We start from the raw sequence: 15,574 nt of genomic DNA, 5'->3' as shown, positions 1-15,574 counted from the left end.
TTCCTTTATGTAAGTAATGGCTGTCAGAACAAGGTCAATCCAATGACAAAAATGACGCCTGAGAAGAGCAGGGCGGTGATGCAGTACCCCATGATGTCGCGCACCCCCAATCCGGCGATAGCCAATGCAGGTAGCGCCCAGAACGGCTGCGCCATGTTCATCCACTGCTCGCCATAGGCGATAGCCATCACTGACTTACCAAGATCGGCACCAAGCGCCTGAGCGGCGGGCATGACGAACGGTCCCTGAATAACCCAATGGCCGCCGCCGGATGGCACAGCAAAGTTAATCAGTGCTGAACTGAAGAAGGTCATCAGCGGGAAGGTGTCTTTGTTGGCGACGTTGATGAAGAACTCGGTAATCAATCCGCCGAGACCAGAGTGCTCCATCATCAATTGAATACCGGCGTAGAAGGGGAACTGCACCAGGATGCCGGCGGTGCTACGTGCGGCAGCGCTAACGGCACGCATATAGGCCATCGGCGTTTTATGCAGCAGCAGACCGGCAATCATAAACATCAGATTGACGGTGTTGATGGTGATGTTGAAGCCTTTCTCGGTGAAATAGAGGGCCAGATAAGCAATCCCTAATGCCCCGATGATCAGGGCCAGAATGCGGCTCTCTTCCAGTTTTTCCGATGGTGGAGCGTCGGGTGGCAGTTTTTTCTGGAAATCAGCTTCTTCCAGTAACAGCTTCGGATCGATGCTTACCACATCGGAAGGTTTTGGCGTCATCATGCGTGTGATGAACGGCATTACGACGATCAGTGCCACGGTGATGAAGATGTTGAAACCGGTAAATAGCGTGTCTGCGACCGGAATTAACCCTGCGACGTGCTCAACCGGGTTGCCTGGCGTTGCCGCCAGCAATGGCATTGAACCGGAGAAGCCACCCCCCCAGGTGAGAAAACCGATGTAGGCACAAGCAATCAGCAGGGGATAGTCGGAGCCGGGTACCCGGCGTGCGACTTCACGGGCAAACATCGCCCCCACTACCAGACCAAAACCCCAGTTGATGACGCAGGCGACTGAACCGAAAAACGTCACCAGCATGACACCCTGAGCGGGGGTTTTGGCGGCAGACGCCGCCGTTCGCAGCAGACTTTTCACCGGTCCTGAACTGGCTAACGCATGGCCTGTGACGATGATCAGCGCCATCTGCATACCAAACGCCAGCAGGTTCCAGAAACCATCACCCCAGAATCTCACCATGCTGACTGGCGTTTGTGGCGTCAGCCACAGCGCGATGCCGAAGGTCAACAGCGTTAGCAGCATGGCGAAAATTAGCGGATCAGGCAGCCAGCGGCTGACCACGCGCGTCATAAAACGAGCAATGCGGCCGATCATGCATCACCTCGCAGGATAATCAGCTCGGCGGCGACATCAAACTGCGCTTCGGTTTTTTCACGCAGCGTGGCGATATCGCATCCTTCCGCGATTTCCGTAAGCCACATTTTGCCGTCAATGAAGCGGAAAACGGCGAGTTCGGTGACCAGCATATGCACCGCATGTTGTGCCGTCAGCGGCATGGTGCAATGTCGGAGGATCTTCGCTGAGCCGTCTTTTGCGCAATGCTCCATCGCGATAATCACTTTGCGCGCACCGGTCACCAGATCCATCGCTCCTCCCATGCCGGGAACCATTTTGCCGGGAACGACCCAGTTGGCGAGGTTGGCCTGCTCATCGACCTGTAACCCACCGAGCACGCAGGCATCGACATGGCCCCCACGAATTAACGCAAACGACATGGCGCTATCAAACATCGCCGCGCCCGGCAAAATACCGCACGGTTGGCCACCCGCGTTCACCAGATCAGGATGTGCAGTGGTGACCGGGCCCAGACCGAGAAAACCATTTTCTGACTGCAATGTGATATGAATGTCAGCGGGCAGGTAGTTGGCAACCATCGTCGGCAGACCAATCCCCAGGTTGACGACATCCCCATCGTGAAGCTCAAGCGCCACACGGCGCGCAATACGTTGTTTAGCATCCATGATTAGCTCTCCTGTGGAATGACGATATGGTCGATAACGGCACCAGGGGTGACGATCTGGTCTGGCTGGAGTTCACCGATCTCGACCATTTCATCCGGTTCTACCAGTGTGATGTCGGCGGCAAGGGCAATCAGTGGGTTAAAATTACGGGCGCTAAGTTGATAGGTCAGGTTGCCAAGCGTGTCTGCGCGGTGTGCGCGGATCAGCGCCAGATCGGCACGTAATGGACGTTCGAGCAACCAGACTCTGCCATCGAGCGTCATGGTCTGCTTGCCATCTTCTACTACGGTGCCGACACCGGTTGGCGTCAGAAAACCGCCAAGGCCTGCGCCACCGCAGCGAATTTGCTCAATCAGAGTGCCTTGCGGCACCAGTTGTACGTCCATTTCGCCGGCAATCATGCGGCGACCGGTTTCAGGGTTGGTGCCAATGTGCGAGGCAATCACTTTGCTCACGCGACCGTTGACGATTAAGGGGCCGATACCGGTATCGACAAATGCGGTATCGTTGGCAATTAACGTCAAATCTCTGACGCCAGATTCAAGTAAGGCTTCGACAAGGCGAGGTGGCGTGCCAACCCCCATAAAACCGCCGACCATGATGGTCATGCCGTCACGAAAGAGGCTCGCTGCGTCTTGTAAAGTAATCAGTTTTGTTTTCATTATGTTTCCCTTTTGCATACTCCATTTTGGGTACGCTCAGGGAATTGCAAGCCGGGTGCCAGAATGATAATGGTAAAATTATTTTTTAATTATTTGAATTTTATGGTTTATTTTTTATTGTCTGGCGAGAGGAAGGTGGAGTTGCTATGCAGAGTTTTGCGCAGTGTGCAAAATTCTGCATAGCAAATTTAGGTATCAGGAGCCTGACGGGTCAATGCCATACTCTTGCAATTTGTACATCAGAGCGCGCCGACTGATCCCCAGCATTAGCGCGGTGCGGGTGCGGTTGCCATCCTGATTGTCGAGCACCTCAAGGATGATGCGTTTTTCCTCACGCTTAATTTCTTCCTTCAGATTGCGTTCTCCGGTCTGAACTGCTTTTACTTCTGTTACGGTACTGACAGGTGATCGGAACTGCGCAGGCAGGTCTTCGGCAAAAATCACCGCGCCGGTATTCATGACCACTGCACGTTCGATGACGTTAGACAGTTCACGAATGTTTCCTGGCCATGGCCAGGCTGTAAGCATGGACATCGCCGTTGGATCGATCTCAATGATATCCCGCTGATTTTCTGAGCTAAATTTTTGTAAAAAGTGATTCGCTAACAGAGCGATGTCTTCGCGGCGTTCGCGTAACGGGGGAAGGGTCAGATGAATCACGTTGAGCCGGTAAAACAGGTCTTCACGGAACGTTCCTTCCTTCACCATTGTTTGCAGGCAGCGATTGGTGGCGGCAACAATACGGATATCGACGCGAATAGTTTGGTGTCCGCCGATGCGCTCGAACTCTCTTTCCTGCAAAATACGCAGCAGTTTGGCCTGCAGAACCAGCGGCATTTCACCAATCTCGTCGAGCAGAAGCGTTCCCTGATGCGCACGTTCGAACAGTCCCTGGCGTAGGGTTTGTGCACCGGTAAATGCCCCCTTTTCGTGACCAAACAGTTCGCTTTCCAGTAATGATTCCGGTAAGGCCGCACAGTTGATTTTGATAAAGGGACCGTTGGCGCGTCTGCTGTTGTAGTGGATGGCGCGGGCAATCAGCTCTTTTCCTGTGCCACTTTCACCGCTAATCAGTACGTTCGCCTGTGAGAGGGCGATTTTTGCCGTGTCTTTACAAATATCCATCATCACCGGGCTGTTAGTCAGGATATGCCCCCATTGCCAGCTGGTGCTTAGCGCCTGATGTAGATTGCGGATCTCCTGCTTCATTGCCTGAAGCTGTAGTGCGCGCTGAATGACCAGATTGAGCTCATCCAAATCAAAGGGTTTAATCACATAGTCAAACGCGCCGCTACGGAGAGCCTCCACTGCGGTCTCCACTTCGGCGTAGGCCGTCATCAGAATAACGGGGATCCGCGGCTGCTGGGCGCGCATGACTTTCAAAGCATCAATACCGTCCATCTCTGGCATGCGGATGTCCATCAGTACCACGTCAGGATGCGTATCAGCAAACAGAGTCAGCGCGGCTTTTCCATCGCTGGCGCAGTGCGTCTCATGCCCTTGCAGGGAAAACGCAGTGGCAAGCATACGGCGAACATTTTCTTCGTCATCAACGATGAGAATACGGTAGGTCGTTTTCATTCTGACGGATTTCCCTGCGGGTTAAGAGGTAAAATCAGGGTGAAGGTTGCGCCGCAGCCCGGCATACTTGTCACGTGGATATCCCCCTGATGCGCGTTGATAATGCGCTGGCTTAGCGCCAGTCCAAGACCCGTACCTGATGCTTTGGTCGTAAAGAAGGGGTCGAATATTTTCTTCTGAATGGCAATATCGATACCGTTGCCATTATCTTCAATCATCACCGTCTGCTGTGAGGCCGAGTATTGCCAGGTGCGGATTCGAATTTCGCCCCGTGCGGCTATCGCCTGCACCGCATTGATTAAAATATTGAGGATCACCTGCTTGAGGAGTTCGCGATCGGCGACGATGGCTGGCAGGCTGGTATCTAATTCCGTGGTAAACGTGATTCGAGCCTGTAGGCCCGCGGTTTGCACGAGGATCAGCGTTTCTTCAATCAACGCATTGAGCTGTACCTGCTGCCACTGGCTTTGTCGCGGGCGTGAGAAATCCAACAGTTGTTGGATGACTTTATTGATTGAGTCAATTTCGTTCAGCACAACGGATAAATATTCCTGATGTTCTGGTAAAGATGTTTGTTGGCGGATGATCTGTACATAGCCACGGATTGCCGTCAGCGGGTTACGTACCTCATGCGCCACTCCAGCCATCAACTCGCCGAGCGTCGCGAGCCTTTCCGTTTGTGCCAGCCGGCGCTGTGTCTCTTTGCGGGCCGTTAAATCAGAGAAGATCACCAGAGCTCCGATTAGTTCGCCATGCGCGTTATGGATCCTGCTGGTGGTGACGCTTATTTCAATAGTGCGGTCGCGGCCAGGAAAACTCACCTCCTGGGCGACATGTTCGGTGCCGTGCTCCAGCGTATCCAGTACCGGGCTGGAGAACTGAGTATCGGCAAAGAGGGTTGCATAGGGTTGCCCGACCAGTTCATGCAACTGATAGCCAGTGATTTGCTCTGCCGCCGGATTCATGGTGGTGACATCACCCTGTCTGTCGATGGCAATGACGCCGTCTGCTGCGTTCTCAATTATCAGGTCGTTAAGGGTTTTGGTTTCCCGAAGCGTTTGTGCCAGCGCATTGACGCTGCGGCTGATTTGCCCCAGTTCGCCGGGCAGTTCAGGCAGGCGGGCTGGTGTTTTTTGCGCCAGCGTGGAGAGGCCGTCGGTGATAATATCGATATTCGCACTGAGACGGCGAGAGAAAAGCACAATCAACAGCAGGCTACTGATGAGTCCGGCAGCCAGTACGGCAATGATCCTGACGTCCATTTTCCAGGCTTGCTGGCGGATATCTTCCGTTAGTTCATTCGCCCAGATATAGCCAATGACTTCACCTTGCCGTTCGATGGGGATCATGGAGTTGAGGATGTCGCCACGAACCTGTCGTCCGGAAAAAACCACAGGTGCGTTGCTGCGCATCACTTCGCGACCGGGGTGATCCTCGGTGATGGTGATACCGACATTACTTTGGTACAACGCAGAGGGGGCGTAGGTGATGATTGCATCCAGTGCTTTGTTGTAATACCCCGCACCGATGCCAGGAAATGCCTGGGTGATCCGTTCGGTGATGGGCCCCAACTCAAGATTCAGCGCCCGAATGCGCGCTTCACGCGGTAAATCCGCGTAGTGGCTAAAGCGATCGCCCAGCGCGCCGTTAAGCAGAGTGAGCACCGATGACAGTTTTTTCTCTTTTTCAGATAAGACTGCTGACCGGCCTTCGGTTTCTACGATATAACCAATAGAAATCGTCGGCACAATGACCATCAGAATGGCCATCATGATCATTTGGTTGCGTAAACGTCGCGGGTATAAACGACGCGTCAGCCATCTCAGCTTGCGCATTCTCACATCCGTGCAGTGTTTTTTAGGCAAACGACGATTATCAGGGGTTAAGACAACGGTGTCAGAGCGGTGTATCATATTCCCGTAAAGAGAGGGCATTGCGACGTCGGACATTTACCGCTACCTTAACCACACTCTATTGATACCCTGAGGCGGAGCTTCGCCCCTTTGAAATACCTTGCTTCCGTTCATTCAACTCTAAAAGTCTCACGCTACCTGTTCAGAGCGCTGGCCTTACTGGTCTGGTGTCTGATTGCTTTGGCTTCGGTGTTCTACATTGTGAATGCGCTGCACCAGCGAGAGTCTGAGATCCGTCAGGAGTTTAATCTCAGCTCCGATCAGGCCCAACGCTACATTCAGCGTACTTCTGACGTAATAAAAGAGCTGAAATACATTGCTGAAAACCGATTAACGGCAGAAAACGGCGTGATGTCATTGCGGGCACGGGATGATAAAACCGTGGTGCCGAATTTTGAACCGCTGTTTGCCGATTCCGACTGTGCGGTGATGGGTAATGCCTGGCGTGGCTCGCTGGAGTCATTGGCGTGGTTTATGCGCTACTGGCGCGACAATTTCTCAGCGGCTTATGATTTGAACCGTGTGTTCCTGATCGGCAGCGATAACCTCTGCATGGCCAATTTCGGTCTGCGGGATATGCCTGTCGAACGTGACGAGGCGCTGAAAGCACTGCATGAGCGCATCATTAAGTATCGCAATGCGCCGCAGGAAGAAAACGGCAATAACCTGTTCTGGATAAGCCAGGGACCGCGTCCGGGCGTGGGGTATTTTTATGCGCTGACGCCGGTCTATCTTGCCAATCGTCTGCAGGCGTTGCTGGGTGTGGAACAGCCGATTCGTATGGAGAACTTCTTCACGCCGGGCAGTTTGCCGATGGGGGTGACAATCCTTGATGAAAATGGTCATGCGCTGATTTCACTCACCGGTCCTGAAGGCAATATTCAGTCTGAACCGCGCTGGATGCAGGAGCGCTCGTGGTTTGGCTACACGCCGGGTTTTCGCAATCTGGTGTTGAAGAAAAACCTGCCGCCATCATCGCTCAGTATTGTGTACTCCGTGCCGGTCGATCTGGTGCTGGAGCGGATACGCATGATGATCCTGAATGCGGTTCTGCTGAATGTGCTGGTAGGTGCGGCGTTGTTTATGCTGACGCGCATGTATGAGCGGCGTATTTTTATTCCAGCGGAAAGCGATGCCCAGCGCCTGGAAGAGCATGAACAGTTTAACCGTAAAATTGTGGCTTCTGCGCCGGTCGGTATTTGTATTCTGCGCACAATTGATGGCATTAACATTCTGAGCAACGAGCTGGCGCATACCTATCTCAACATGCTGACGCATGAAGACAGGCAACGGTTGACGCAAATTATCTGCGGCCAGCAGGTTAATTTCGTCGATGTGTTGACCAGCAATAATACCAATCTGCAAATCAGCTTTGTGCATTCACGTTATCGTAATGAGAACGTAGCCATATGCGTCCTGGTCGATGTGAGTGCGCGTGTGAAAATGGAAGAGTCGTTACAGGAGATGGCGCAGGCGGCGGAACAGGCCAGCCAGTCAAAATCAATGTTCCTTGCGACGGTGAGTCATGAACTACGCACGCCGCTGTATGGCATTATCGGCAACCTTGACCTGCTGCAAACGAAAGAACTGCCCAGCGGAGTGGATCGCCTGGTGACGGCGATGAATAACTCCTCCAGCCTGTTGTTGAAGATTATCAGCGATATTCTTGATTTCTCGAAAATTGAATCCGAACAGTTGAAGATTGAACCGCGCGAATTTTCACCGCGGGAAGTAATGAGCCATATTACGGCCAACTATCTGCCGCTGGTGGTACGCAAGCAACTGGGATTGTACTGTTTCATTGAGCCGGATGTGCCTGTGGCATTAAATGGCGATCCGATGCGCTTGCAGCAGGTCATTTCTAACCTGTTGAGTAATGCTATTAAATTCACCGATACCGGATGTATTGTGCTGCATGTTCAGTGCAGCGGCGACTACCTCAGCATTCGTGTGCGTGATACTGGCGTGGGGATCCCGGCCAAAGAAGTCGTTCGTCTGTTCGATCCCTTCTTCCAGGTGGGGACGGGCGTGCAGCGTAATTTCCAGGGGACCGGGTTAGGTCTGGCTATCTGTGAAAAACTGATCAGCATGATGGACGGGGATATTTCCGTTGATTCTGAACCGGGGATGGGGAGCCAGTTTACGCTGCGGATACCGCTGTATGGAGCCCAGTATCCACAGAATAAAAGTGTGGACGGTCTTGCCAGTACCCGCTGCTGGCTGGCGGTGCGAAACGCGTCACTCTATCACTTTATCGAATCCAGCCTCACGCGTACCGGGATGACGGTGCTGCGTTATGAGGGGCAGCAACCTGATGCAAATGATGTATTGATTGCTGATGATGTGCTGGATCAGGCGTGGCAGGGACGAGCCACGGTGATTTTCTGTCGTCGCCACATTGGTATTCCGCTGGAAAGAACGCCTGGCGAGTGGGTGCACAGCGTGGCATCACCGCACGAGCTGCCGGCGCTGCTGGCGCATATCTACAGCGTTGAACTGGGCAGTGAAGCGCTTTCCACCGCACTGCCAGCTCCGGACAAAGTGGGAGCCACAAACGATGACATGATGATTCTGGTGGTTGACGATCATCCGATTAACCGTCGTTTACTGGCCGATCAGTTGGGATCGTTGGGATATCAGTGTAAAACCGCCAACGACGGTGTGGACGCGCTCAATGTGTTGAGTAAAAACCATATTGATATCGTGCTGAGCGACGTCAACATGCCGAATATGGATGGTTATCGCTTGACGCAGCGTATTCGCCAACTGGGGTTAACGCTGCCGGTGATTGGTGTGACGGCCAATGCTCTGGCGGAAGAGAAGCAGCGTTGTCTGGAGTCGGGAATGGACAGTTGCTTATCCAAGCCAGTGACGCTAGACGTGCTGAAGCAGACGCTAACGGTCTATGCGGATCGCGTAAGAAAAACGCGGGGATAAAAGAGGCAGGGTAGCGGTGTTTGCCTTATCCGGCCTACAGAACATACACAACACTGTATTGTTCGTAGGCCAGATAAACGCGGTGCCATCAGGCAGATGATATGAAACCGAATTACTCTTTGTCTGACGGGCTTAACGTCACGGATGACAGGTAATTCAGCAGGGCGATATCGTTTTCCACGCCGAGCTTCATCATTGCAGACTTTTTCTGGCTACTGATGGTTTTAATACTGCGATTGAGTTTTTTAGCGATTTCAGTCACCAGGAAGCCTTCGGCAAACAGGCGCAGAACTTCACTTTCTTTCGGTGACAGGCGTTTGTCGCCATAACCGCTGGCGCTGATTTTTTCCAGCAGGCGAGAGACGCTTTCCGGGGTGAATTTCTTACCTTTTTGCAGCGCCGCCAGCGCCTTCGGCAGGTCAGTTGGCGCACCTTGTTTCAGCACGATCCCTTCAATGTCGAGATCCAGTACCGCGCTCAGGATGGCCGGGTTGTTGTTCATGGTCAAAACGATGATCGACAGGCTCGGGAAATGGCGTTTGATATATTTAATTAACGTGATCCCATCACCATATTTATCTCCCGGCATTGAGAGATCGGTAATCAACACATGAGCATCTAATTTAGGCAAATTGTTGATCAGTGCAGTGGAGTCTTCAAATTCGCCGACAACGTTCACCCATTCGATTTGTTCAAGTGATTTACGAATACCGAACAGTACAATCGGATGGTCATCGGCAATAATTACGTTCATAGTGTTCATGTATTGGGCCACCTTGCTACAGCAAGCTCTTGACGTAAACGTCAATGTCGCTGATGTACTTTTCTATACCTGGAGCATCTTTCTCTTGAATAAGATGTTCCAGCGCTTCACATAACTGCTTGCCGGGTACCAGATTAAGCATGGCAAACACGCCTTTCAGGCGATGGGCCGTTTGGGCTAACGCAGCGAAATCGCTGGTTGCTGCCTCAGTATACAACCTCTTAACATCATCCGGTACTGTGTCTACAAAGAGTGCATAGTAACCACTGGCATGAAGTTCGGCGTTTTCATCACCGCCGAGGGGGAGTTCCTGGATCTCTTCTTGCGCCAGTTGTTCTTCTATTAGCTCCAGGACAGCTTCCTGCATAGCATTGCTCATATTAAAGTTGACGCGCAGCTGACCGGGGCCAATTTTTCGCACGCCAGACTCATCATCGCTTAAAAGCAAGCCCGAGGCAGTAAGATTAGACGGATTATCAGTGATAAAGAGATCATATTCTTGACTATTCAGTCGCTCATCGGGCGTGATGCAGGTTGCTCCCCAGTTTTCCAGCTGACGCAATACAATGCTGCGTACGTCATTCGAGGTGACGTCAACCATCACGCAGACGTCATCTAACAGCCGTTCTTCATTATCAGCATGTTGGTCATGCAGCGGCATCTTAACATGGACGATATAACGCGTTCCAAGTTCTTCCCGCGCTTTAATATTCAGATGTCCACCCAGTTTGCGCGCTAGCTGATCGCACAACCAGAACGTGAGTGGATTCGCTTTGCCATATCGATCGCTCTGCGTGTCATTGCTGAACGGAAAGTGCAGATTATCAATTTCATTCAGCGCGACGCCTTCCCCGGTATCCAGAATACGGAAGGTCAGACGCTCTGCCTCCGACTCATCCTGGTCGACGTCCAGCGTAATTTTGCCAATCTGCGTTGTGGTCACGGCATATTGGATGAGTAGCAGCAAAATACGACGTAGGGCATCGCGGTCGCCGCGGCGCTCATCATTGGCGCTCAGGTGATTTTTAATCAGCAGCTGTAACCCTTTACGCTTGATGGCGGGTAGTACTTCAGGTACTACGTCGTCAATTAACGCCTGCACGGAAAACAGCGTTGATTCACTTTTCCAGTCATCGCTTTCCAGAAGATTGGCCAACTGAATCTCATCGACCATACGTACCAGAACGTCTGCCTGGTTTGCCAGTTTGTGGCTGTCGGGCGTATTGAGTGCGGCAGCATTGATGGCCAGCGTTTTGGCGGGATCTTTCAGTGCGCGACCAATGTTTTGCATAAAGGCGGCGCGAGCCTGTTGGTTTTTCTCATACAGTCGCTGCGCTTGTTTCAGCTTTTTATTTACCAGCACTTCGCGGTCCTGGTCGCGAATGATAAAGATCTGCGTGCGGGCTGAGATCTGGCTGCGGAACAGCCTGATCTCATACAATTCATTATTGATTGTGGCCTGGATGACCCCCTGATGCTGCTCCGCCATGCTGGTGATATTTTGCAGATTTAAATGTGGCAGCAGGTGGTCGGCAATTTTATTGCTGATAACCGTGCGGTTGGATTCCTGGTCGTGTACCAATAACCCCAGCGGCAGCAGCGAAACAATTTCTTCATTGATTGCACGAAGCACCCGGAGTTCATTATTTGCGGCAAGGTTTGGCACCACTTCGTTTGAGCGGGCAGGGAGGTGGCGGAAAGTGGTATAGCCAAACAGCGCCAGCGCCAGCAGAGCGATATTCAGTAACAGCGGCAGCAGAATGCTTTGCAGCGTATCAAGCAGTAATGAACCAAAGGGAACCTGCCAGACCAGTCGCATATCCGTTGAATTTAGCGCTGAAGAGATCTCAATCTTGCTATTGTTAAAGTTGATGCTGACGCTGTCAGGCGACTCTTTTTCACTGAGATGTTCAGCCGTAGACGTGGCATCGGGCTCCAGATGAAAGCTGTCCAACTGCATGCCCGGGGGGATCAAATCATTAATCGGCAGGTCAAACGCGACCACGGTTGCCAGATGCCCTGGCTGATTAAAGGTTGTGCGTAACGTGAAGTAATGACCGTTTTGCCAGACCAGCCGGCGAAGGGACGAGAAGCTTTCACGCTCATCGAGCGCATTGGCCTGTTGTAACATCTCAGCGCGGCGCGAGTCGACAATGTTGCCAATTGTCGATTCTTTAAAGCCGGAGGTGAGATCTTTCAGCGGCAATGTTGAGATAAGAATCAGGCTATTGTCCTGACCATTCAGATAATACATGGACCATGGGACATTCTCCGCGCCCCACAGTGTATCCAGATAGGTTGAGATCCGCTGGGTCATTTCCAGCGTAGAACTGTCATGCGAGCCGAAAATCAGCGCTTCAGTCTTTCTACGGGGTTTTTCAAGATAGTAGACATCTTGCTTGAGTCGGGTTTCCTGTAACCCGTCGGCAGTCGATGAGTTGGTTGTCGCTGCAATATTGTCATAGATTTGCCAGGTCACGTATCGCCAGGTATCTACCCTTTTATGAATAGCGTGGGTGATATCGACAATCTGATAGCTCTTATCTTTAAGCCAGGTGTTGACCGCGCTCTGGACCATCACGCCCATCATCACCAACAGCACCACGATCAGTAATAAGAAGAAACGGGTAATACTTCCCGGAAGCAGGGAGAATCGGGTAGAAGCCGTTGTGTCAGACTGACTCATTCGTGTTTATGACCTGTTAAAACGACGCTAAAGATGAAGGGGCAGTATAAAGGGTAATGTATGAATTGCCATACTTACGCAACATCTGCGGAGCTGCGTTTTTTATTGCTGTGTATCGTTGCCAGGCAGGCAATGCAAACGTGTACAGCCGGTCACTATCAGTACAAATAAAGGTATGAAACCTACAGATTTAGCATTAAATAACAAGAAATTATTTGCCTGATTTATATGCGATGGTGAACAGGTGAGATAGTTAATAGTCGTTATAGTTTTTCATCGGTAGCACAGAACCGCGATGTTTGTGTAAAGAAGGGTAAAAAAAAACCGAACGCAGAGCATTCGGTTGAAATAGGGGTAAACAGACATTCATGAATGAATGACGGTAATAAATAAAGTTAATGATGATAGCGAGTCTATTTTAGTTGCGAGTGAAGATTTTGTTTTATCATTCAGTGCTATGGCTGTGCTTTATGTAATTTATTGATTTATATATATTTTGTAATGGTTCTTGACTATTCGTGCTTATTCTCTCCATTTTCTTAATTAAAAAAAGTTCCCTTTTGTTAATGTTTTGAAACATCTACATAGATAAATGAAACATCTTTAAAGTATTAGTATCATATTCGTGTTGGATTATTCTGTGTTTTTGCGGAGAATGAAGTTGCCGACTGGTTAATGAGGGTTAGCCAGTGAGCAGTGGCATAAAAAAGCAATAAAGGCATATAACAGAGGGTTAATAACATGAAAGTTAAAGTACTGTCCCTCCTGGTACCGGCTCTGCTGGTAGCAGGCGCAGCAAATGCGGCTGAAATTTACAACAAAGACGGCAACAAATTAGATCTGTACGGTAAAGTCGACGGTCTGCACTATTTCTCTGATGACTCTACTAAAGATGGTGATCAGACCTATATGCGTATCGGCTTCAAAGGTGAAACCCAGGTTAACGACCAACTGACCGGTTACGGCCAGTGGGAATACCAGATCATGGGTAACTCCTCTGAAAACGAAAACAACGCCTGGACGCGTGTCGCGTTTGCCGGTCTGAAATTCGCTGATGCAGGTTCTTTCGACTACGGTCGTAACTACGGCGTGGTTTATGACGTCACGTCCTGGACCGACGTTCTGCCGGAATTCGGCGGCGATACCTACGGTTCTGACAACTTCATGCAGCAGCGTGGTAACGGCTTTGCAACCTACCGTAACACCGATTTCTTCGGTCTGGTTGATGGTCTGAACTTTGCCCTGCAGTACCAGGGTAAAAACGGCAGTCCGGAAGGTGAAGGCATGACCGGCGTGACTGGCAACGGTCGTGACGCACTGAATCAGAACGGTGACGGCGTCGGCGGATCTATCACTTATGATATCGGCGAAGGCTTCTCCCTGGGTACCGCGGTCACCAGCTCCAAACGTACTGATGAGCAGAACAAGCTGAACTTCGGTACCGGCGATCGTGCTGAAACCTACACTGGCGGTCTGAAATACGACGCGAACAATGTGTACCTGGCAGCACAGTACACCCAGACCTACAACGCAACGCGTGCAGGTAAACTGGGTTGGGCTAACAAAGCACAGAACGTTGAAGCTGTTGCACAGTACCAGTTCGACTTCGGTCTGCGTCCGTCCGTGGCTTACCTGCAGTCAAAAGGTAAAGATCTGGACAACGGCTATGGCGACCAGGATATCCTGAAATATGTTGATGTTGGCGCGACCTACTACTTCAACAAAAACATGTCTACCTATGTTGATTACAAAATCAACCTGCTGGATGACAACCAGTTCACCCGTAATGCAGGTATCTCTACCGATGATATCGTAGCACTGGGTCTGGTTTACCAGTTCTAATCTGTATCTATTTCTATCAAAGGCCCTACGGGGCCTTTTTTAATGCCGTTTTTCTGACGTACAAACACTCTTTTTTGGTGTACTCTTGCGCCCGTTTTCATAAGGGTAATCACGTATGGATATGATTTTTTGTCGTGCAGCGCTCCTGGCTGTAACACTCTTTTTTGTCGGGTGCGATGAGGCCCCGAAATCAACCCAGACCCCGTCCTCAACCGCGACAGTCCTGGAAGGCAAAACCATGGGTACTTTCTGGCGGGTCAGTGTGGTTGGCGTGGATGCCAAACGTGCCGGGGAGTTGCAGGTGAAGATCCAGACTCAGCTCGATGCTGATGATCAACTGCTTTCTACCTATAAGAATGATTCTGCGCTGATGCGTTTTAACCTGTCAAAAAGCTTGTCACCGTGGCCGGTGAATGATGCGCTGGCGGATATTGTGACATCGGCGTTACGTATTGGCGCAAAAACCGACGGCGCGATGGACATCACCGTCGGTCCGTTGGTCAACCTGTGGGGCTTTGGTCCACAGCAGCAACCGCTGCATACTCCTGTGCAGGCAAGAATTGATGCGGCAAAAGCGCAAACCGGGCTTTCACATCTGAAGGTTGTTAATGAGGCGCACCAGAATTATCTGCAGAAAGATCTGCCGGCGCTGTACGTTGATCTCTCCACCGTGGGGGAAGGGTATGCGGCTGACCATCTGGCGCGATTGATGGAACAGGAAGGGATCGCCCGCTATCTGGTTTCTGTTGGCGGCGCGCTGAATAGCCGTGGAATGAATGCCGAGGGGCAACCGTGGCGTGTGGCAATACAGAAACCGACCGATCGTGAAAACGCGGTCCAGGCGATTGTCGATATCAATGGGCATGGTATCAGCACCTCCGGTAGCTATCGCAACTATTACGAACTGGATGGCAAGCGTCTTTCCCATGTCATCGATCCGCAAACCGGCCGTCCGATTGAACACAATCTGGTCTCTGTGACGGTGATTGCACCCACGGCGCTGGAGGCTGATGGTTGGGATACCGGGCTAATGGTGCTTGGCCCGCAAAAAGCCAAAGAGGTTGTGCGTCGCGAAGGGTTAGCGGTGTATATGATTGTTAAAGAAGGCGAAGGGTTTAGCACCTGGATGTCGCCGCAGTTTAAAAGCTTCCTGGTCAGCGAAAAAAATTAAAAAGCAAGATTGCGGGTTTTTATAAC

10 protein-coding genes are annotated in these 15,574 nt (G+C 51.3%); 3 read left to right on the top strand and 7 right to left on the bottom strand.

Going from position 1 to position 15,574, the window contains the following annotated elements; translation table 11 throughout:
• Nucleotides 1–23 precede the first annotated feature (23 nt).
• From EHN13_RS17240 to atoS, 5 genes are all read right to left on the bottom strand, one after another.
• Nucleotides 24–1,346 (bottom strand): TIGR00366 family protein, encoded by a 1,323-nt coding sequence (locus tag EHN13_RS17240; RefSeq protein WP_048211107.1) that lies wholly within the window; start codon nt 1,344–1,346, stop codon nt 24–26.
• A complete protein-coding gene (locus EHN13_RS17235) occupies nt 1,343–1,993 on the bottom strand; it encodes a 3-oxoacid CoA-transferase subunit B (RefSeq protein WP_048211108.1) in 651 nt (216 codons plus the stop codon). Before EHN13_RS17235 ends, EHN13_RS17240 begins: the two co-directional genes overlap by 4 nt.
• 2 nt (nt 1,994–1,995) lie before the next feature.
• Entirely contained in the window at nt 1,996–2,655 is a 660-nt protein-coding gene (gene atoD / locus EHN13_RS17230; protein ID WP_061068199.1) for an acetate CoA-transferase subunit alpha, read from the bottom strand.
• A gap of 195 nt (nt 2,656–2,850) precedes the next feature.
• Entirely contained in the window at nt 2,851–4,236 is a 1,386-nt protein-coding gene (atoC, locus tag EHN13_RS17225; RefSeq protein ID WP_048211110.1) for an acetoacetate metabolism transcriptional regulator AtoC, read from the bottom strand.
• On the bottom strand, nt 4,233–6,071 hold the full coding sequence (gene atoS, locus EHN13_RS17220) for a two-component system sensor histidine kinase AtoS (RefSeq protein WP_124021792.1): 1,839 nt from the start codon (nt 6,069–6,071) through the stop codon (nt 4,233–4,235). The genes atoC and atoS overlap by 4 nt, the downstream gene beginning before the upstream one ends.
• Nucleotides 6,072–6,239: 168 nt before the next feature.
• Here atoS and rcsC point away from each other — a divergent pair, with 168 nt between their 5' ends.
• Entirely contained in the window at nt 6,240–9,086 is a 2,847-nt protein-coding gene (gene rcsC, locus EHN13_RS17215; protein WP_124021791.1) for a two-component system sensor histidine kinase RcsC, read from the top strand.
• A gap of 112 nt (nt 9,087–9,198) precedes the next feature.
• On the opposite strand, the gene rcsB is transcribed toward rcsC, so the two are convergent.
• Nucleotides 9,199–9,849 carry a response regulator transcription factor RcsB gene (rcsB, locus tag EHN13_RS17210; RefSeq protein ID WP_003027592.1) on the bottom strand — a complete coding sequence of 217 codons (651 nt, stop codon included), beginning with the start codon at nt 9,847–9,849 and terminating at the stop codon, nt 9,199–9,201.
• Between the two features lie 16 nt (nt 9,850–9,865).
• A complete protein-coding gene (gene rcsD, locus EHN13_RS17205; RefSeq protein WP_115601748.1) occupies nt 9,866–12,535 on the bottom strand; it encodes a phosphotransferase RcsD in 2,670 nt (889 codons plus the stop codon).
• A gap of 741 nt (nt 12,536–13,276) precedes the next feature.
• On the opposite strand from rcsD, the gene EHN13_RS17200 reads away from it, so the two are divergent.
• Nucleotides 13,277–14,377: a porin OmpC gene (locus EHN13_RS17200; RefSeq protein ID WP_005129375.1), complete on the top strand. Its 1,101-nt coding sequence runs from the start codon at nt 13,277–13,279 to the stop codon at nt 14,375–14,377.
• A 115-nt stretch (nt 14,378–14,492) separates the two neighbouring features.
• Entirely contained in the window at nt 14,493–15,548 is a 1,056-nt protein-coding gene (apbE, locus tag EHN13_RS17190; RefSeq protein WP_115643147.1) for an FAD:protein FMN transferase ApbE, read from the top strand.
• Nucleotides 15,549–15,574: the final 26 nt, after the last annotated feature.

This window comes from Citrobacter youngae (genome assembly GCF_003818115.1).
In the GTDB taxonomy this organism is placed as follows: Bacteria; Pseudomonadota; Gammaproteobacteria; order Enterobacterales; family Enterobacteriaceae; genus Citrobacter; species Citrobacter youngae.
Note: the sequence above shows the minus strand (reverse complement) of the source record. Positions and strands in the feature narration are given on the sequence as shown.